This is a genomic window from Szabonella alba, assembly GCF_016765775.1.
Classification (GTDB): Bacteria; Pseudomonadota; Alphaproteobacteria; order Rhodobacterales; family Rhodobacteraceae; genus Szabonella; species Szabonella alba.
In genome coordinates, this window is sequence record NZ_JAESVN010000009.1 from 25,838 (window position 1) to 45,589 (window position 19,752).

19 protein-coding genes and 1 riboswitch are annotated in these 19,752 nt (G+C 66.4%); of the genes, 7 read left to right on the top strand and 12 right to left on the bottom strand.

What is annotated here, in order from left to right; translation table 11 throughout:
- Positions 1–5 precede the first annotated feature (5 nt).
- Both JL811_RS16405 and JL811_RS16410 read right to left on the bottom strand, forming a co-directional pair.
- The gene (locus JL811_RS16405; protein ID WP_202689787.1) at positions 6–2,093 is read right to left on the bottom strand and encodes a hydantoinase/oxoprolinase family protein; all 2,088 of its coding nucleotides are present in this window, start codon (positions 2,091–2,093) and stop codon (positions 6–8) included.
- 121 nt (positions 2,094–2,214) lie between these two features.
- Positions 2,215–3,600: an RNA polymerase factor sigma-54 gene (locus tag JL811_RS16410; protein WP_202689788.1), complete on the bottom strand. Its 1,386-nt coding sequence runs from the start codon at positions 3,598–3,600 to the stop codon at positions 2,215–2,217.
- Positions 3,601–3,923: 323 nt separating this feature from the next.
- Between JL811_RS16410 and JL811_RS16415 the strand changes: the two genes are divergently transcribed.
- Positions 3,924–5,021: an FAD-dependent oxidoreductase gene (locus JL811_RS16415; RefSeq protein WP_202689789.1), complete on the top strand. Its 1,098-nt coding sequence runs from the start codon at positions 3,924–3,926 to the stop codon at positions 5,019–5,021.
- A gap of 9 nt (positions 5,022–5,030) precedes the next feature.
- Here JL811_RS16415 and JL811_RS16420 read toward each other — a convergent pair whose 3' ends face one another.
- The gene (locus tag JL811_RS16420; RefSeq protein ID WP_202689790.1) at positions 5,031–6,200 is read right to left on the bottom strand and encodes an MFS transporter; all 1,170 of its coding nucleotides are present in this window, start codon (positions 6,198–6,200) and stop codon (positions 5,031–5,033) included.
- 252 nt (positions 6,201–6,452) lie between these two features.
- On the opposite strand from JL811_RS16420, the gene JL811_RS16425 reads away from it, so the two are divergent.
- From JL811_RS16425 to JL811_RS16440, 4 genes are all read left to right on the top strand, one after another.
- Entirely contained in the window at positions 6,453–7,067 is a 615-nt protein-coding gene (locus tag JL811_RS16425; RefSeq protein WP_202689791.1) for a 50S ribosomal protein L25/general stress protein Ctc, read from the top strand.
- Positions 7,068–7,267: 200 nt separating this feature from the next.
- Positions 7,268–8,098 (top strand): aminoacyl-tRNA hydrolase, encoded by an 831-nt coding sequence (gene pth, locus JL811_RS16430; protein WP_202689792.1) that lies wholly within the window; start codon positions 7,268–7,270, stop codon positions 8,096–8,098.
- A gap of 26 nt (positions 8,099–8,124) precedes the next feature.
- Positions 8,125–9,204, top strand: a complete 1,080-nt coding sequence (locus JL811_RS16435; RefSeq protein ID WP_202689793.1) for a DUF2332 domain-containing protein — start codon at positions 8,125–8,127, stop codon at positions 9,202–9,204.
- A 236-nt stretch (positions 9,205–9,440) separates the two neighbouring features.
- Positions 9,441–9,815, top strand: coding sequence for a DUF2237 family protein (locus JL811_RS16440; protein WP_202689794.1), 375 nt, complete (start codon positions 9,441–9,443; stop codon positions 9,813–9,815).
- An 80-nt stretch (positions 9,816–9,895) separates the two neighbouring features.
- Here JL811_RS16440 and trpB read toward each other — a convergent pair whose 3' ends face one another.
- The gene (trpB, locus tag JL811_RS16445) at positions 9,896–11,128 is read right to left on the bottom strand and encodes a tryptophan synthase subunit beta (RefSeq protein WP_202689795.1); all 1,233 of its coding nucleotides are present in this window, start codon (positions 11,126–11,128) and stop codon (positions 9,896–9,898) included.
- Between the two features lie 211 nt (positions 11,129–11,339).
- Here trpB and JL811_RS16450 point away from each other — a divergent pair, with 211 nt between their 5' ends.
- The gene (locus JL811_RS16450) at positions 11,340–12,119 is read left to right on the top strand and encodes a DUF4394 domain-containing protein (protein WP_237685019.1); all 780 of its coding nucleotides are present in this window, start codon (positions 11,340–11,342) and stop codon (positions 12,117–12,119) included.
- Positions 12,120–12,262: 143 nt separating this feature from the next.
- Here the strand turns inward: JL811_RS16450 and JL811_RS16455 are convergent, their stop codons facing one another.
- The 8 genes from JL811_RS16455 to aroA form a co-directional block, all read right to left on the bottom strand.
- Entirely contained in the window at positions 12,263–12,781 is a 519-nt protein-coding gene (locus JL811_RS16455) for a GNAT family N-acetyltransferase (RefSeq protein WP_202689796.1), read from the bottom strand.
- Positions 12,778–13,419 carry a phosphoribosylanthranilate isomerase gene (locus tag JL811_RS16460; protein ID WP_202689797.1) on the bottom strand — a complete coding sequence of 214 codons (642 nt, stop codon included), beginning with the start codon at positions 13,417–13,419 and terminating at the stop codon, positions 12,778–12,780. The genes JL811_RS16455 and JL811_RS16460 overlap by 4 nt, the downstream gene beginning before the upstream one ends.
- Position 13,420: 1 nt before the next feature.
- The gene (locus JL811_RS16465; protein WP_202689798.1) at positions 13,421–13,798 is read right to left on the bottom strand and encodes a LapA family protein; all 378 of its coding nucleotides are present in this window, start codon (positions 13,796–13,798) and stop codon (positions 13,421–13,423) included.
- 9 nt (positions 13,799–13,807) lie between these two features.
- Positions 13,808–14,089, bottom strand: coding sequence for an integration host factor subunit beta (gene ihfB / locus JL811_RS16470; RefSeq protein ID WP_202689799.1), 282 nt, complete (start codon positions 14,087–14,089; stop codon positions 13,808–13,810).
- A gap of 181 nt (positions 14,090–14,270) precedes the next feature.
- Positions 14,271–15,953 carry a 30S ribosomal protein S1 gene (rpsA, locus tag JL811_RS16475; protein ID WP_202689800.1) on the bottom strand — a complete coding sequence of 561 codons (1,683 nt, stop codon included), beginning with the start codon at positions 15,951–15,953 and terminating at the stop codon, positions 14,271–14,273.
- 189 nt (positions 15,954–16,142) lie between these two features.
- Positions 16,143–16,649 (bottom strand): BLUF domain-containing protein, encoded by a 507-nt coding sequence (locus JL811_RS16480; protein WP_202689801.1) that lies wholly within the window; start codon positions 16,647–16,649, stop codon positions 16,143–16,145.
- A 39-nt stretch (positions 16,650–16,688) separates the two neighbouring features.
- Entirely contained in the window at positions 16,689–17,315 is a 627-nt protein-coding gene (locus tag JL811_RS16485; protein ID WP_202689802.1) for a (d)CMP kinase, read from the bottom strand.
- Positions 17,316–17,518: 203 nt separating this feature from the next.
- On the bottom strand, positions 17,519–18,865 hold the full coding sequence (aroA, locus tag JL811_RS16490) for a 3-phosphoshikimate 1-carboxyvinyltransferase (RefSeq protein ID WP_202689803.1): 1,347 nt from the start codon (positions 18,863–18,865) through the stop codon (positions 17,519–17,521).
- A gap of 157 nt (positions 18,866–19,022) precedes the next feature.
- Positions 19,023–19,131, top strand: a riboswitch (TPP riboswitch).
- Here aroA and JL811_RS16495 point away from each other — a divergent pair.
- On the top strand, positions 19,122–19,733 hold the full coding sequence (locus JL811_RS16495; RefSeq protein ID WP_202689804.1) for a YkoF family thiamine/hydroxymethylpyrimidine-binding protein: 612 nt from the start codon (positions 19,122–19,124) through the stop codon (positions 19,731–19,733). (Overlaps the previous riboswitch by 10 nt.)
- Positions 19,734–19,752 lie beyond the last annotated feature (19 nt).

The following is a 19,752-nucleotide window of genomic DNA, read 5'->3' on the forward strand; positions in this document are numbered from 1 at the left end:
CAGCGTCAAGCGGAAAACGACAGCGGTGACCGAAATGCCGGATGCAGGCTGGCGGGTGCCTCGGTCTCGGCCTCTCCCCGATCGGGATGCGCGACGCGCGGACGTCCCGAAGCGGTGACGGTCAGCGTGGCCTCGATGAACATCGGTCTGCCCTCGATTTCGGCCTCGCGGATATCGCGGGCCACCGAAACCAGAAGATCCTCGGCCCCGGCCAGCCTTGCCCGAGCCTCGGCCTCGGCGCGCAGGGTGGTCTCCATTGCCTCCATCGCCGCCCCGGGGCTGGTGAAGCGTTCCGGCCCATAGGACATATGGGCGGTGAACTGCCCCTCGCCCGCGGAACTGACCACGCCGGTCAGCCGCTGACTGATCTGCCCGACGACGGCCCCGATGGCATTGGCGACGCCTGCATGATCGGGCAGCACCATCCGCGCCCCCAGCCGCTGCCCGACCGCGCCGTAATAGACCGGGGCTGACGCACCCAGCCCGATCACCGGCACGGCCAGCCGGGCGGACATCTCGACAATGCCGCGATGGTTGTCCAGTCCGGCCAGAACCAGCGGATGCGCGGCCAGCGCGGCCTCATCGCCCGCGCCCGCCAGACCGGGATCTCCGGCAAAGGCGGCCTCCAGCAGGCAGGTGACGGTCTGGGCGGTCAGCTGATCGACGACCGCCTGCGCCAGTGCCGCGCCATCGGCCGCGATCCGTTCGCCATTGCCGCCGCGCCGCCGGGCCATCAGGTCCAGCGCCTTCTGCGCCGCCGCTCCGTCCCAATCCGCCAGATTGCCCAGCACATGGCTGGCATCCGACGGCGTCACCCCCGACAGCATCACCAGCCCCCGCGCCACCAGACGATCCAGCGCCGCCCCTTCAAGCCGCGAGGTCAGCGCGCGGTCCAGCGGCATCGCGGTCGTGATCCGGTCCAGCAATGCGGCCTCACGCGCCGCGAGGCCCGTGCCCGCCACGCGGATCCGCCCCGGCATCGGGATCACGAAACGCCCGTCATATTCCCCCGCGATCCCGGTCGACAGCGCGCGGTCCAACGCGGCATGGACCATTTCGGCATGATCCACCGCCAGCAGCGAGACCGGCACCAGACGGCGCGGCCCCAGCCGCAATTGCGCCGTCAGGCCACCCTGCAGCAGATGCAATTCACTGTCGCCGCCCAAGCCCGTGGTGCGCATCGCGACCGCATCGACCATGGTGCGAAAGCCCCCCACCCGTGCGCCCATCGGGTCGATTTCGGGCAACCCGCCGCGCAGCAGGGCCACATCCGTTGTCGTGCCGCCAATATCCGAAACCAGCGCCTCGGATTCACCGGTCAGCCAGCGCGCGCCGACGATCGAAGCGGCGGGGCCGGAAAGGATTGTCTCGATGGGCCGTTCGCGCACCATCGCCGCCGAAATCAGTGCGCCGTCACCGCGCACCACCATCACCGGCGCGGTGATGCCGCGGCGTGCCAGATGGGTTTCACAAGCCGTGACCAGCCCGTCGATCATGCCGATCAGCCGCGCGTTCAGCACCGCCGTCAGCGCGCGTTTCGGCCCGTTCAGATTGGCCGAAAGCTCATACGAGCAGGTGACTGCGCGCCCGGTGACACGGCGGATCAGATCGCGCGCGGCGGCTTCATGCGCGGGGTTGCGGGTTGCAAAACGGGCCGCGACCGCGTAGCCCTCGACCTCCAGCCCCGCCAGTGCGCGTTCCAGCGCCGCCAGATCCAGCGCCGCGGCCTCGGTTCCGGCATGGCTGTGACCGCCCGGAAGATGGATCACCGGATCGCCGCGCATCGCCTCTTCCAGACCGGCGCGGGTGAAATCATCGGCATCGAACCCGATGAAGACCAGCGCGACACGGCCCCCCTGCCCTTCGACCAGCGCATTGGTCGCAAGGGTCGTGGACAGCGAAACCATCGTGACATCTCCCTCCTCCACCCGGGCGGCGGCAAGGGCGGCATCAACCGCACGGCCGATGCCCAAGGACAGATCCGCCCGCGTGGTCAGCGATTTCGCCTTGCCCAGAACCGCATCGGCAACCGCATCCAGCACCACCGCATCCGTATAGGTTCCACCCGTATCGACGCCCAGAAACAGGGTCATATCCGTATCGTCCTTGCTATTGCTGCAAATTCCGGACGAAGTGCCCGGCCCGCCGGAACCCTGCCGCGTTTCCGCCGCCGCAACAAGTCCCTGCCCCAGGCACGCGGCGCCGCAGCACCCTTCAGTCGCCTGCGGGCGGATCGCGCCTGCGACGGCGATAGGCGGGCGGGATGCCCTGCTGATCGCGGTATTTCGCGACAGTGCGCCGCGCAATGGCCACGCCGTCAGCAGACAGAAGCGCCGCAAGCCGGTCATCGCCCAATGGCGTCGCCGGATCCTCGGCCGCGATCAGGGCGGCGATCCGCGCGCGCAGCGCCGCCGCCGACAGATCCGCACCGCCAGCCAGCGGCAGGGCCCGGTCCGTGATCGGGTCGATCAGCGGTTCGGGAAGAAGGGCGGATTTGCGCCCCTCCGCCCCCCCCCTGCCGCCGAACAGCGCCCGCAGCCAGATCGTGCCGCGCGGCGAATCGAAACTGACCCCCGCCACGGCCCGGCTGACAGTGCCGGGATGCAGCCCCAGCCCCACCGCCACATCCGCCATGCGCAAGGGGCGCAGCGCCGCCATCCCGTGATCCAGCATCGCGGCCTGATGCGCCAGCACGGCGCGGGCCACGGCCAGCAGGGTGCGGTTGCGGCTGGCGACCTGACGCTGGACCTCGCGCGCGGCGGCCAGCAGGCCGGGGCTGCCCTCCTGCCTCGCCGCGCCGATCCCCTCGCCCCGGATCGCGACATCCGGCAGGGCCGAGCGGTTGAGCGCCACCTGCCAGCCGCCCGCCGCGTCTTTCGAGACCAGCAGATCGGGTTCGCGCAACGGGGCCGCCCCCTGCCCGAAGCGGGCGCCGGGTTTGGGATCGAAACCGCGGATCACCCGCAGCGCGGTCATGACCGCCGCGACCGGCGTCTTGCACATGCGGGCCAGACGCTCCACCTCTCCGGCCGCCAGAAGGTCCAGATGATCCAGCACGCAGGACATCAGCGGATCAAGCCGCCCGGCCTCTTGTGCCTGCAGACGCAGACATTCTGCCAGCGAGCCCGCGAACAACCCCGTCGGCTCGGCCTGTTGCAGCCGGGTCAGCACGGCGCGGGCCTCGGCCTCGGTGGCACCCGCCTCGCGCGCAATGGCCGCAAAGTCTGGCCCGAGCCAGCCCGAGGGTTCCAGAGCCTCGACAAAGACCATGCCGATGGCCTGAGCCCGTCCCGCAGGCAGAAGGCGGCGCATCTGCCCCATCGCATGGGCATGCAGTCCCGGCGCCCCGGCGGCGATGCGGTCGGTCTCGGACAGATCGCTTTGCAGGGCGCGGAAGGCACTGGTCCAGCGCGGGGTCCATTCGCCCGGGGCGGGTTCCACCGGCACCAGCAGCAGATGCGGGTTTTCGGCGGCCTGTTCCTCAAGATAACGGTTCAGCCCGTTCGCATCATGGCGCAGAATGCGGATCGAACTGGCAAGCCCCGCCGAAAGCTGCAGGCGCTGGCTTTGTTCCAGCCGGGTTCCGGGGCCTCGTTGCATGATCCGCCTTCGGGTGCCGTTCTGTCGGACTGTGCCGCAAAGACTAGGCCGGGCCGGGCCGGTCTGCAACCGGCGCGGGCGCGATCCGGATGGATTTCGGGCGAAAGGCAGGGCGGGCATGGCCAAAGGGGGCACCTGATCCGGCAAGGGCCTGCGCGATGGTGGCTGCGGGAGCCTCCGGCAGAGGTATCTGGACCAAGATGAATGGGGGGCCTGTTTGCAATCTTGGCGACCTCGCCGCGCGCAGCAGGATGGTTTATGGCTGGCAGGGGGACATGCCCCGGGGGGCGGCGGGCGAAATGGCGACAGGGGCGATAACAGACATGCATGACCTGCTGCTGATTGGCGGAGGACATGCCCATGCGCTGGTCCTGCATCACTGGGCGGCCTCCCCGGATCCGGGCATCCGGATCACGCTGGTCGATCCCAATGACGAGGCCCCCTATACCGGCATGTTGCCCGGTCTGATCGCGGGCCATTACCCGCGGGACGAGATGATGATCGACCTGCGCCGGTTGGCCGCACGGGCCGGGGCAGAAATACGGCGCGACCGGGTGGTGGCGCTGGACCGCATTGGCGGGCGGGCGAGGCTGCAAGACGGGGACTGGCTGCGCTATGATGTGGCCAGTCTGGATATCGGCATCGGATCGGGCCTGCCCGGTCTGCCGGGCTTTGACCGTTACGGCGTCGCCGCCCGTCCTTTGGGCGATTATGCAGGGCGATGGGCGGCATTTCTGGCGGACTGCCCGCAAAGGCCGCAGGTCGTGATCATCGGGGCCGGGGTCGGCGGGGCGGAACTGGCCATGGCCTCGGCCCACCGGCTGCGCGCGATGGGGAGCAGGCCGCAGGTGACGCTTCTGGAACGCGGACCGCGCATCCTGCCCGGACTGCCCGGGGGCGCACGGCGGCGGATGCTGGCGGCCCTGACCGCACAGGGGGTGGATCTGCGCTGCAATGCGGTGCCTGCCCGACTTGCACCACAGGCGGTGCATCTGGCGGATGGCACGGAAATCGCCTCGGATTTCACGGTCTCGGTCGCGGGGGCGCGGCCACAGGGCTGGCTGACCGAAACCGGCTTGGCGCTTGACGCGGGATTCGTGACCGTCTCACCGCAGTTGCGCAGCAGCGATCCGAGGATTTTCGCGGTCGGTGACTGCGCCCATATGGCCCATGCGCCACGCCCCAAGGCCGGGGTCTTTGCGGTGCGGCAGGCGCCCGTTCTGGCGCAGAACCTGCGCGCGGCGCTGACCGGATCGGGCGATCTGCGGCGCTATGACCCGCAGCGTGATTATCTGAAACTGATCTCGTTGGGGGGCAAGGCCGCATTGGCCGAACGCGGTGGGATCGTGCTGCAGGGCGGCTGGCTCTGGCGATTGAAGGACCGGATCGACCGGGGTTTCATGGCGCAGTTCCGGGACTGACCGGCCCGATCAACGCGGGCGGCGCAGCAGCGGTGCGATCACCAGCACAAGGATCAGCGCGGCGGCGGCAAAGGCAAAGGCCATGCGCAGCCCGAAACTGCCCGCGATCAGGCCCAGAACCGGTGGTCCGACGAAATAGCCGAAATAGCCCAGCAAAGTGGCGCGGGCGATGGCGCGCGCCCGCGCCTCGGGTGCGGCAAGGCGACCGACCAGCGTAAAGGCCGTGGGCGCGATGACCGAGGCACCGATGCCCATCACGACAAAGGCACCATGCGCCATGGCCGGGCTGGTCGCGAAAGCCGCCGCCAGCGCGCCCGCACCGGCCACCACCGCCCCCGCCCGCAACAAAAGCACCGGGTCCACCCGGTTCGCCAGCCCCTGCCCGAAAAGCCGCGCCACCCCCATCGTCACTGCCATCAGCGCCGGTCCCATCGCGCCCTGTGACGGGCTTCCGCCCAGCGTCTGTTCGATATGCAGGGCTGACCAGCTTTCAGCGGCGTTTTCAGTCAGGAAGGCGATCAGCACCAGCGCACCGCCGATCAGCGGCACCGCCCCCAGCCCGCCCGTTCCCGGGGCCGGTCGTCCGAGCCCGTGGATGCGCCCGTCCCGTTCAATCGTCGCCAGCGCCAGCAGCAGCGCCAGCCCCGCCATGACGCCCATGACCATGCCCGGCCCCCAACCCGCAGCGCGCATCGCCCCGGTCAGGATTGCCCCCGCCGCATAGCCGAAGGAATAGGCCGCATGGCAAAGGTTCATCAGGGCCAGTCCGCGTTCATTCTCCATCTGCGCGACACGGGCATTCATCAGAACATCCGTCAGGCCGGTCGCCGCCCCGCAGGCCATCATTGCCAGCGGAAACAGCAGCAGCGAGGCCGCCTGCCCCGGCAGCGCGAAGGCCAGCGCCATGACCAATGCGGCCACGGGAAGCGCCACCCGCCCCAGCGCATCGCCGGTCCGGGGCGCGGCCAGCATGGCCAGCACCGCCGCCACCGGCGTCATCAGCAAAAGAAGGCCCAGCCGTGCCTCGCCCACCCCCAGCATGGATTTCAGATCGGGCAATACCGCCGCAAAGGTCCCCCAGAGCATCCCCATCGCCGCGAAAGCCGCAAGCGCAGGCCGCACCAGCAGCAAAAGCGCCGGAACGGTCAGCGGGGCGTGTGGTGGCCTTGGCGGGGACATCGACGCGGTCATGAGCCCGGGGCTATCGCGGAAGCGCGGGCCCGGCAAGGCCCGGCAGCAGGCATCTTGCGCCGCGCAATCCCGACACCGCCCCGACGACGCCACGACTGGCCGGAAATCCACCCGATTGCCCCGGCAAAAGGTCGGAACCGGGCCACTTTCCTGCTTTCCCTTGGGCCAAATCCCCGCTATAGCCCCCCGGTCGCGTCGCACACCCTTGGAGGGCGGCGGATATATATATGGAGAACTGCAATGGCTGGTGAGATTCCGGATCTTATCGCCGAGGAACGTAAGGGGACAGGCAAGGGGGCCGCCCGTCAAGCTCGTCGTGAGAGCTACGTTCCCGGTATCGTCTACGGTGGCGGCAAGGACCCGCTGCCGCTGAACATCAAATACAACTACCTGCTGACCAAGCTGAAGGCCGGGCGCTTCCTGTCCACGCTCTTCAACCTCAAGGTCGAGGGTCAGGAAGACGTGCGCGTGATCTGCCGCCATGTGCAGCGCGACGTCGTGAAGGATCAGCCAGTGCATCTGGACCTGATGCGGCTGCGCCGCACCAGCCGGATCAAGCTGTTCATTCATGTGGATTTCATCAACCACGAGTCGGCCCCCGGCCTGAAGCGTGGCGGCACGCTGGTCGTGGTGCGTCCCGAGGTTGAACTGGAAGTGACCGCAGGCGACATTCCGGACCACATCACCGTGGATCTGGATGGCCGCAATATCGGCGATGTCATCCATATCAACGACATCAAGCTGCCCGAAGGCGCGACAGCGACCATCGACCGGAACTTCGTGATCGCGAATATCTCGGCTCCGTCGGGGCTGCGCTCGTCCGACAATGAAGAGGCCGAAGAAACCGAGGAGTGATCCCGGCACGGCAGTGACAAGACCGGAACGCGGGGGCCATGGCCTCCGCGTTCTGCATTTGCGGGCCCGGATATCCGGGAAAGCCGGTGATTGCGCCCCGATCCCAAGACCCGCGCCTGCGGCCAAGCCGGTTGCACCGCCCCCTGCCCTCGCCTAATCCTTGCACGGCAGTCGCAGGACTGGCCGGAAGGGAAACGGATATGAAACTGATCGTCGGTCTGGGCAATCCGGGCGCCGCCTATGCAGGTAACCGCCATAATATCGGCTTCATGGCGCTGGACCGGATCGCGGCGGATCACGGGTTTTCACCGTGGAAATCCGCCTTCCGGGGCAAGACCTCCGAGGGGCGGTTGGGGGCAGAAAAGGTGCTGCTGCTCAAGCCCGAGACGTTCATGAACCTCTCGGGTGACGCCGTGCGGGCCGCGATGGACTGGCACAAGCTGACGCCTGCCGATGTGATCGTGCTGCATGACGAACTGGACCTTGCCCCCGGCAAGCTGCGGCTGAAACAGGGCGGCGGCCATGCGGGCCATAACGGGCTGCGTTCCATCCATGCCCATATCGGCGAGGCCTATGGCCGCGTGCGGCTGGGGATCGGCCATCCGGGGCATAAGGACGCCGTGGCGCGCTATGTGCTGCAGGATTTCGCGAAGGCCGATGCCGACTGGCTGGATGCGCTTTTGCAGGGCGTATCAGAGGGCGCGGTGGCGTTGGCCTCCGGGGACGGTCCGCGCTTTACCAATGCCGTGGGCCTGCGCATGACGCCGGAGCGGGAGACGCGGGGCGGTGACGGAGGAACAGGCAAGCCCAAGGGCGGCGCGAGGCCCGCGCCGCGCCCTGCACGGCCCGAGGGCAGTGGACCGGTCAAGGATGGGTCGGGCAAGGATGGGCATGCCAAGGCCAGTTTGGCAAAGGCAGATCCCGGTCCGGACGGTCCCGCGGCCAAGGCCGCCCCTCCATCGCCCGCCGCGCAGGAAGCAGAGGCCCCGCCCTCGGCCCTGCAGAAACTGATGGACCGCTTCCGCCGCTGACCCTTCGTTCCAGACAGAGATCTGCCATGCTTTCCGACAGTCCTGCCCAAGCCGCGATCCGTGAAAGTTTCCGCCATCAGGCCGGGATCTGTGCCGCGATGGAGGCGCCGCTGACAGCACAGGTGCTGCGGCTGGTCGCCGATCTGCTGGACGCCTCGACCCCGCTGGGGCGTGCGGTGCTGGACTGGCCGGGCGATCCCGGCCCCGGCGCGGATGTGCTTGCGCTGCGGCTGGCAGGCGGGCTGCATGCGCTGTGCCTTTCCGGGGCCGATCCCGCGCTTGCCGCCGCCTATGCCGATGGCGGCGACGAAAGGTTGCGCGCGGCCCTGTCGCACAGCCTGCTGACGCGGCAGGCGGATCTTCTGCCCTGGCTGGACAGCCCGCCGCAGACGAATGAACTCCGCCGCTCGGCCGCGCTGATCCCGGCGGCGCATTGGCTGAGCCTGCGGTTCGGTCTGCCGTTGGTGCTGTCCGAACTGGGGTCAAGCGCGGGCCTCAACCTGATCTGGGACCGTTACGCGCTGGCGGCAGGGGGCCGGACCCTCGGCCCTGACGATGCGGTGATTAACCTGACCCCGGACTGGCGCGGCAGGCCGCCCGAAACCGACGCCCCGGTCATCGCCGCCCGCGCCGGGGTGGACCGCAGCCCCATCGACCCGGAACGGGACCGGCTGCGCCTTCTGGCCTATCTCTGGGCCGGGCAGGATGCGCGGATCGCGCGCACAGGCATTGCAGCCGCCGAGGCGTCAAGGCTGGGCCACCGGGTGACGAAGGGCGATGCGGGCGACTGGCTGGAAACGCGGCTGGCCGACCGGCATCCGGGCCATCTGCATCTGATCTATCACTCGGTGACATGGCAATACTTCCCGGCCCCGCTGCAGGCGCGCTGCGATGCCCTGCTGGCGGCGGCAGGCGCACAGGCCACGCCCAAGGCCCCGCTGGCGCATCTGTCCTTTGAAGGCGACGGCACCGAACCGGGGGCGGCGCTGCGCCTGCGGCTCTGGTCCGGGGCGGGGATGGAATGCATAAACCTTGGCCGCGCCGATTTTCACGGCCGCTGGATCGACTGGCAGGCCCCGCCTGCATGCAAGGCCGGGGCTGGCTGACAAGAACGGCGCGCAGTGCAGCCCCGAGCCGACGACGGCCGCGCAAGGGATGGTTCTGCCGGAGAATGGCTTGCCCGGGGCCTGCACGGGCCATATGTCTGAAGGCGTCAGCGCGGAATGGTCATCGCACCGACCCCGCCCCCCTTTCGCCTGCCGGGTCTCCCGGAACGAACGGCCGGATTTCGCGACCCTGTCGCGCGGCCCGGCATCATCCGCCCGATCAAAGGAGAATCGCCATGATGGAACCATCGCTCAATGTCATGGGGGAGGTGCTGGAACCCTGTTCAACCGCCCCCCTGACCGGGTTTTTCCGCAATGGCTGCTGCGATACCGGACCTGCCGACCGGGGTAGTCATACGGTCTGCGCGGTGATGACGGCGGAATTTCTGGCGCTGTCGAAATATCTGGGCAATGACCTGAGCACGCCGCGCCCCGAATACGGCTTTGCCGGGCTGAAACCCGGGGATCGCTGGTGCCTCTGCGCGGACCGTTTCCTGCAGGCGCATGACGAAGGCGCAGCCCCGCAGGTCAACCTTGCCGCCACCCATCGCCGCGCGCTGGAGGTGGTGCCGCTTCAGATCCTGAAGGAGCACTCGACAGACCTGCCCTGACGGCATCTGCCCTTTTTCTGTCCAGAACTATCCCGGGGGGTGCAGGGGGGCAGCGACCCCCCTGTTGCCATCCTGTCCGGTCAGATCTTCATATCGAAACCCAAGTGTTTCGCGACCGTAAAGATATCCTTGTCGCCCCGCCCGCACATGTTCATCACGATGATATGCTCCTTCGGCAGGGTCGGCGCGATCTTCATGACATGGGCCAGCGCATGGCTTGGTTCCAGCGCCGGAATGATGCCTTCCAGCGCGCAGGACAGCTGGAACGCCTCCAGCGCCTCGGCATCGGTGATGCTGACATATTCCGCCCGGCCCGTATCATGCAGCCAGGCATGTTCCGGCCCGATACCCGGATAATCCAGCCCCGCTGAAATGCTGAACCCTTCCAGAATCTGCCCGTCATCATCCTGCAAAAGATAGGTCCGGTTGCCATGCAGCACGCCCGGACGTCCGCCGGTCAGGCTGGCGCAATGTTCCATCCGGTCATCGACGCCCTTGCCGCCCGCCTCGACCCCGATGATCTTCACCGACGGATCGTCAAGGAAGGGAAAGAACAGCCCCATCGCGTTGGAGCCGCCACCGATGGCCGCCACGACCGTATCGGGAAGACGGCCCTCGCCTTCCTGCTCGGCAAGCTGCCAGCGCACTTCCTTGCCGATGATCGACTGGAAATCGCGCACCATGGCCGGATAGGGATGCGGCCCCGCCACCGTGCCGATGCAATAGAACGTGTCGCGCACATTGGTCACCCAGTCGCGCAGCGCGTCATTCATCGCATCCTTCAGCGTGCCGCGCCCTGATGTCACCGGCACCACCTCGGCCCCCAGAAGCCGCATGCGGAACACGTTGGGCGCCTGCCGTTCCACATCATGTGCACCCATATAGACGATGCATTTCAGCCCGAACTTTGCGCAGACCGTCGCCGTGGCGACGCCATGCTGCCCGGCCCCGGTTTCCGCGATGATGCGGGTCTTGCCCATGCGGCGGGCAAGGATGATCTGGCCCAGCACATTGTTGATCTTATGCGCGCCCGTATGGTTCAGCTCATCGCGCTTCATATAGATCTTGGCACCGCCCAGATGCTCGGTCAGCCGCGAGGCATGATATAGCGGCGAGGGGCGCCCGACATAATGCGTCCACAGATCATCCATCTCGGCCCAGAATGTATCGTCGGTCTTGGCGATCTCGTATTGCCGTTCCAACTCGAGGATCAGCGGCATCAGCGTCTCGGAAACGAAACGCCCGCCGAAGATGCCGAACCGCCCCTGTTCATCGGGTCCGGTCATGAAACTGTTCACACGATCATCGGGCATGGCATTCTCCTCTGCTGTGTCGGATGTAACGCCATTGCGGCGGGCGGTAAAGCGCGCGCATCGGTCCCGGGCGGTCCGTTTCACCGATCACGCATCCGTTATCATCATATTATCGCCCCGGCTGAAACTCCTGCCATCCCCATCCGTAACTTCAGTCACCTGGAGGGCGGAGGATAGTCTGACGCCCGTATAATAACGACGGAGAAATCGTATGAACCGCATGATTGCCGGACTGCTTCTTTCCACCGCCGCAATGGCTGCACCCGCTGCGGCCCAAACCGCGCTTGGCCTGACGGGCGACAAGACCATCGTCATGATCGACCCCGCGACCGCCGCCGTGACCGGCTCGGTCGAGGTTGAAGGCGTCGACCGCCTGCTGGGCATCGACTACCGCCCGGCCAATATGACGCTGGTCGGTGTGACCGCCGATCAGGCGATTGTCGAGATCGACCCCCAGACCGGCGCCACGAAAGAAATCTCGAAGATGAACACGATGCTGCCCCTGGGCGACATGCCGGTGATCGTCGATTTCAACCCGGCGGCGGACCGTCTGCGCTTTATGACCGGCACGGTGAACCACCGCGTCCACCCGGATACCGGTGAAGTGACGGTTGACGGCGAACTGAACTGGGAAGAGGGCGATGCCAATGCCTCGGCCACGCCGATGGTTGTCGCGACGGGATATTCCAATTCTTACGGCAAGCCCGAAGGCACCGCGATGTATAACATCGACGCCGGGTTGAGCGCATTGCTGCAACAGACCGCGCCGAATGACGGCGTGCTGAAAACCATCGGCTCGCTGGGTGTGACCGTCGAAGGCCCGGTCGCGCTGGATATCGCCACCGATGCCGATGGCATGAATACCGCATGGATCGCCGCCATGGGCGGGCTGCATACCGTCGATCTGGAAACCGGGGCTGTGACCGGCTCCTGGCCGATCACGGGTCTGGAAGGCGAGGTCCGCGACCTCACCGTCTGGCCCGCGATGTGATAAATGGTTGACTTGTTCTGTAACTGAACAAGTATTCTGGTTGGAAGGGGGCCGGGTGGCCCCCTTCTGCATTTCGGGGCCTCGATTCTTGGGGCATCAACGCTCAGGCTGCCATCGCATGGGCGATGCGTCCGCTTCCCAAGTCAGTCGAGGCGCTTCTTGAACCCGATATGCGAGGGAGCATATCCCAGCCTTGCATAGAATTCATGCGCCCTGCCCCGGCCCGCATTGGTTGTCAACTGGATCAGCGCACAGCCCGCCGCCCGGGCGCGCTTCTCGGCATCGGCCATCATTTTCGCCCCCAGACCCTGCCCGCGCAGATCGGCGGTAACGCGCACCGATTCGATCTGCGCCCGGCGTGAGGCGCGCAGCGACAGGCCGGAAATGAAGGTCAATTGATAGGTCGCGACGATCCGGCCCGCGGCGCCGCCCGGTCCCGGCATCCCGGCCCCCGGATCCACCGTCCCCGGGGGCGCAGCAGGCGGCAGGCGCAATTCGCCGACGATCAGATGATTGGTGCCTTCGGCCTGCATCGCCTCGAATGCGGCAAGATAAGGGGTCAGATCACCCGCCGCCTCGCGCCCCATGCCCAGTTCGTCATCACGCAGCAGCGCCACCACATCGGGCACATCCGCCGCCCGGGCCTTGCGCCAGAAAATCACGACTGCGCCGCCTTCACGAAGGCCGCGATGCGCTGCGGATCCTTGACCCCGACGGCGCTTTCCACACCCGAGGACACATCGACCTGCCGCGCGCCCGTCAGGCGCAGCGCCTCAGCCAGGTTTTCGGGGGTCAGTCCCCCTGCCAGCATCCAGGGTTTCAGCCATTTGCGCCCGACCAGCAGGCGCCAGTCGAAGGCCAGACCATTGCCGCCCGGCACTTCGGCCCCATTGGGCGGCTTGGCGTCGATCAGCAATTGATCGGCGGCCAGCGAATATTCCATCAGCCCGGCAAGATCGGCCTCATCCGCCACCCCGATCGCCTTCATCACCGGCAGACCGTAACGCGCCTTGACCTCGGCCACGCGCGCGGGCGTCTCATGACCGTGAAGCTGCAGCAGGTCCAGCGGGATCTGATCAACCAGCTCATCCAGCATGGCATCCTCGGCATCGACGGTCAGCGCCACCTTGGCCAGCCCCGGCGGCGCTGCGAAGGCAAGGACGCGGGCCTGTTCAAGGCTCAGATGCCGGGGGGATTTCGGAAAGAAGACCATCCCGGCATAGCTGGCACGCGAGGACACGACAGCCGCCATATCCGACAGGCTGCGCAGCCCGCAGATCTTGACCCGGATATCGGACATCTTATCCGGCCTTGATCGCGCGCGCGTCCGCCGGACGGTCCAGAAGGGTCAGAACCTCATCCTTGTCGCCGGGCTGTCCGCGCCGCAGGCTGGCCAGCTCCCGCTCCAGCCGCGCGATTTCACGCGCCCGGTTCGAGGCATTCGCACGGTGCTTGTGTTCGCGAAACCATTCCCAGACGAAGCCGATCAGCAGCCCGGCAAAGATGCTGGCAAGGATCACCGCATAAAGCGGCAGGCTCAGAGACCATTCAAAGCCCAGAAACGCCCCCAGATCGGGCGGCAGCGCATCAAGCGTCACCATCTCGCGATTGGCGAGGGCGAGGGTCAAAAGACCTGCGGCCAGAACCAGCAGGAAGAGATAGCGCAGATAACGGAACATTCGGAAAGTCTACCTTCCGTTCAACCGGTCGCGCAAGGCCTTGCCGGTCTTGAAGAAGGGGATCTTCTTGTCCTCGACCTCGACCGATTCACCGGTGCGCGGATTGCGGCCGATGCGGGCATCGCGCGCCTTGACCGAAAAGGCCCCGAAACCCCGAAGCTCCACCCGGTCGCCCCGGGCCAGTGCCTCGATGATCTCTTCGAAAACCGTATGCACGATGCGTTCGACATGCCGCTGCGTCAGATGCGGATTTTCATCCGCGATCTTCTGGATCAGTTCGGAACGGATCATCCGTCAACTCCCCCTCTGGGATGGCAGGTGGCTTGTCCACCGCCGTGTTTTATAACCCATGACTATAGGCAAAAAAAAACGGCGCACAAACAGGAAAACCCGGGACCGCAGAGGACCGGCGGACAAAGACAAGGGGCCCCGCCTTGCGACGGGGCCCCCTTTCACATCCCTTGCGGGAAAATCAGTTCCGGTCGCCCTTCAGCGCGGCACCCAGGATATCGCCAAGGCTCGCACCCGAATCGGAGGAACCGTATTGTTCGACGGCTTCCTTCTCTTCCGCGATCTCGCGCGCCTTGATCGACAGACCCAGACGACGGGTCTTGCTGTCCACATTGGTCACGCGCACATCGACCTTGTCACCGACCTGGAAACGCTCGGGGCGCTGGTCGGCCCGGTCACGGCTGAGATCCGAACGACGGATGAAGGATTTCATGCCGTTGTAATCGACCTCGACGCCGCCTTCCTCGATTGCCGTAACGGCAACCGTGATGATCGAACCGCGCTTCACGCCGTCAACCGCATCGGTGAAGGTGTCGTCGCCAAGCGCCTTGATCGAAAGCGAGATACGCTCTTTCTCGATATCGACCTCGGTGACGGCGGCCTGAACGGTATCGCCTTTGCGATAGTTCTGGATCGCATCCTCGCCGCGCTGGTCCCAGGACAGGTCGGACAGGTGAACCATGCCGTCGATGTCGTTTTCCAGACCCACGAACAGACCGAATTCGGTGATGTTCTTGACCTCGCCCTCGATGGCGGTGCCCACGGGATGGGTTTCGGCAAAGACTTCCCACGGATTGCGCATGGTCTGTTTCAGACCAAGGCTGACGCGGCGCTTGGCGCTGTCAATTTCCAGCACCATGACGTCGACTTCCTGGCTGGTCGAGACGATCTTGCCGGGATGCACGTTCTTCTTGGTCCAGGACATTTCCGAAACGTGGACCAGTCCCTCGACGCCCGCTTCCAGTTCGACGAATGCACCGTAATCGGTGATATTCGTGACGCGGCCCTTGTGGACCGAACCCAGCGGATAGGAGTTTTCAACCGAATCCCACGGATCCGACTGCAACTGCTTCATGCCAAGGCTGATGCGGTGGGTTTCCTTGTTGATCTTGATGACCTGAACCTTGACGGTCTCACCGATCGACAGGATTTCCGACGGATGGTTGACGCGACGCCACGCCATGTCGGTGACGTGCAGCAGGCCGTCAACGCCGCCCAGATCCACAAAGGCACCGTATTCGGTGATATTCTTGACCACGCCATCGACCGTCTGGCCTTCGGACAGGTTGCCGATCACCTCGGCGCGCTGTTCGGCGCGGGATTCTTCCAGAATGGCGCGGCGCGACACGACGATATTGCCGCGGCGACGGTCCATTTTCAGAATCTGGAAGGGCTGTTTCAGACCCATCAGCGGGCCGGCATCGCGCACGGGGCGCACATCGACCTGGCTGCCCGGAAGGAAGGCCACGGCGCCGCCCAGATCGACGGTGAAGCCGCCCTTGACGCGACCGAAGATCGCGCCTTCGACGCGGGTCTCGTTGGCATAGGCTTTTTCCAGACGGTCCCAGGCCTCTTCGCGCTTGGCCTTGTCGCGGCTGATCTGTGCTTCGCCGCGGGCATTTTCCACGCGGTCCAGATAGACCTCGACCTCATCGCCAACCGAAATATCGGCGGAGCCGCCCAGATCTGCGAATTCTTTCAGATCGACACGGCCTTCCATCTTGTAGCCGACATCGATGATGGCCTGGCCCGCCTCGATGGCGATGACCCGGCCCTTGACGACCGATCCCTCTTGCGGGGTATCGATCTCGAGGCTCTCGGCAAGGAGGGCCTCAAATTCTTCCATAGTTGCTTTAGCGCACATAGGCAGTCAGTTCCTTTTCATGGTTTTTCTGGCCATGCGGTTGGCTCCGCCGGTCTTTGGTGGCCCCGCCATAGCGCCAACCCCTTACAGGGGCGCCATTGCGCGGGATGGGGGCCTATACAGCGATTGCAGCCCCACGGCAAGAAGAAGCGGCCCGAATGGCGCATGACGGGCGGATATCGGCGCGCGTCAGACCGGGCTTTCAAGCCGGGTCAGATAGTCGGCATCGCTTTCGCCCGGACGCCGGGCCTGCGGCAGGCCCGAGCCGAATTCCAGCGCCTCGGTCGCCGCCTCGACCACCCGGTCGAAAAGGGCCGCGCGCATCTCGGGGGTCAGTGGCGGGCGTGTGCCGCCGGGCAAAAGCCCGACCCCCGCGAAATCGGCCATGAAATGATCATATCCCAGCGACCAGCCCGAAAAGGGTGAGATGGGGCCGGTCTCTTCGCGGATCAGCAGGTCAAAGCCGCTATGGCGCGGATCAACGGCGATACGCTCGATCAGCGCCGCAATTGCGCCACAGGGTCCGTGCAGCGCCTGAATGAACTGATTGCCCGTGCGCAGCAGATAGCCCGTGATGCCATTCGCGGCGTTGAACCGCAGCGCGGAACACAGGATATCGGTATCGCTGGGGTGAAGATCAGAATGGGCAGGCAGGCTGCGATACAGGATCTTTTCGTGACATTCGACTGCCGACATCTGGCCCAAACTCCTTGTGCTATGACCTAAAGACCGGGCTCAACCGGCGGCCGCGCCCGGACCGGGCAGAACAGCCTGAACCTGCACTACCGCCATTTCGGCGGCGCTGTCTGCGTCCTGTGACGTGGTGTCGATCAAAATAGCGTCACGCGCAGGCCGCAGTGGGGCATCGGCCCGGCCCATGTCGCGCGCATCGCGTTCGCGCACCCCTTCCAGCACCGCCTCGAACCGGTCCGGGGCGGCCTCCCCCCCCAGTTCCAGCCAGCGCCGCCATGCCCGGATTTCGGCGCTGGCGGTGACAAAGAATTTCACCTCGGCCTCGGGGCAGATCACCGTGCCGATATCGCGCCCGTCCAGCACAGCGCCCCCGTCGCGCCGCGCGAAACGCCGCTGAAACGTCAGCAGCGCGGCCCGCACCCCGGGCAGGGCCGCCACCCGGCTGGCGGCCTGCCCGGCCTCCAGCGTGCGAAGATCTGGGCGCTGCAGATCCTCGGGCCGCAAGGCCTGCGCCGCCGCGACGGGATCGCCCCCCATCGCGCCGACCGCGCGATAGAGCAGCCCGGTATCGAGATGGGCAAAGCCGAAACGTGCGGCCAGTGCGCGCGCGATCGTGCCCTTGCCCGCCGCCGCCGGCCCGTCGATGGCAACCGTGAACGGTCCCGTCATCCTGTTCGCGCTCCTTCCGCCGTCAAGACCGGGGGCTTCGCGCCCCCCCCCCCGTCAAGACCGGGGGCTTCGCGCCCCCGGGCCCCCGAGGATATTTGCAGACAGAAAAAGCAAAGGGTGTTTTTCTGTCTGCAAATATCCTCGGGGGATGAGGCCCTTCAGGGCCGAGGGGGGCAGACGGCCCCCCTGCCCCATCGCCCCGTTCATCCCCGTTCAAGAACCCCGCCAAGTCCCGTCATCAGCCCTTCGAAAATCGGGAAAGAGGTCAGGATCGGGCTGGCATCATCGACCGAGACAGGCGCCTTGGCGGCAAGGCCCGCGACCAGAAAGCTCATGGCGATGCGGTGGTCCAGATGGGTGGCGCAGGTCGCCCCGCCCGGCATCCCGCCCGCCCCCATGCCATGCACGATCAGCGTATCCTCATCCTCGTCGATCTGCACGCCGCAGGCCTCAAGTCCGCGGGCCATTGCGTCGATCCGGTCGCTTTCCTTGACACGCAATTCCTTGATGCCGCGCATCACCGTGCGCCCGGTGGCAAAGGCAGCCACGACCGACAGGACCGGATATTCATCAATCATCGAAGGCGCGCGGTGGGGTGGCACCTCGATGCCCTTCAGATCACCGGAAAAGCGCACGCGCAGATCCGCCACCGGCTCTCCGCCTTCTTCACGGGGGTTCTGGAATTCAATGTCGGCGCCCATCTCGACCAGCGTGGTGTAAATCCCGTTGCGGGTCGGGTTCTGGCTGACGCCGGGCACCAGAATATCGGAACCCTCGACAATCAGCGCGGCACAGACCGGAAAGGCGGCGGAACTGGGGTCGCGCGGCACCGCAACCGCCTGCGGACGCAGTTCGGGCTGGCCGGTCAGGGTGATGACATGGCCCTCGGCGCCCTGTTCAACCACCAGTTCGGCACCGAAGCCGCGCAGCATGCGTTCGGAATGGTCACGCGTCGGTTCCTTTTCGATCACGACCGTCTGGCCGGGCGCGTTCAGCCCCGCCAGCAGCACCGCCGATTTCACCTGCGCCGAGGCCACGGGCAGCACATAGCGCACCGGCACCGGATCGGCCGCGCCCACCACAGTCATCGGCAGCCGCCCGCCTTGCCTGCCATATGCCCGGGCACCGAACAGCGCCAACGGGTCGGTCACCCGCCCCATGGGCCGCTTGCGCAAGGAGGCATCGCCGGTAAAGGTCGCGGACATCGGCGTGGTTGCCATGCAGCCCATGATCAGCCGCACCCCGGTGCCCGAATTGCCGCAGTCGATCACATTCGCGGGCTCCTGAAACCCACCCACCCCGACGCCATGCACCGACCATGCGCCGGGGCCATGTTGCGTGACCTCGGCCCCGAAGGCGCGCATCGCGCTTGCCGTATCCAGCACGTCCTGGCCTTCCAGCAGCCCGGTGATCCGCGTCTCGCCCACCGCCATCGCGCCAAGAATCAGCGCGCGGTGGCTGATCGACTTGTCGCCGGGCACGTCGGCGGTGCCGGTCAGCGCGGTCGATTTGCGGGCGGTCATCGGCTGGGCGGCACCGTGAGCGGACATGGGTGGGTTCCTTCATTCTGGCTCGGCCCCGGTGATAGCGCATGGCCGGGGAGGCGTCCATGGGCGCAAGGCGTGCAAAATCCACCCGGGCCGTCGCCCCCATCCTGCTCTTTCCCACATCGGGTTGACATCCCGCAGAACGGGACGCATGGTCGGGGCGTTCAACCGGGGGTGCTCCTGTTTCGGGGCTGAGATGCGCAAGGCTGCGTGAACCCTTCACAGCTGATCCGGGTAATGCCGGCGGAGCGAGGAAACCATGTTCATTGGCGCGCAGGTGTCGCTATATCCCATGACGTCCGATTTTGTCGGCGTCATCCTGTCGGGGCTTGAGGCACTGACCCCCTATCGGGCCGATCTGCGGATCGAGACCGATGATATGTCCACCCTGATGGTCGGCGCGCCGGGGCCGCTGATCGACGCGATCCGTGATCTTTTCGCCGGGGCCGCGCGACAGCCCGCGCATGTCACCATGCATGTCACCCTGTCGCGCGGCTGTCCGGGGGAACCGGATGATCCCAGTTGCCGCTGCGATGTGCTGGCCGTGGCGCAGGGCCAGCCGCTGCCCGAACGGCAGGCCGAGGCGCTGAAATCCGTGCAGTCTGCCCCGAATCTGGGGGTGGAGATCGACCTGCAATTCTCGCTTTATGTGCTGGGGCAGGACCGGCATATGGATGAGATCTATGGCTGTATTGACTTTCTGAAAGCCTCGGGCACCTTCCTGAAATCCAAGAATTTCTGCACCCGGTTGCGCGGCGATGCCGGCGCCGTGTTCGAGGTCTTGCGACAGGCCTTCCTGCGCTTTGGCCCGGCCGAGGGGCATGTGACCATCGACCTGACGGCCTCTGCCAACAGCCCCAGCCCGCGCTGAGCGCGACCAACAGGGGCAG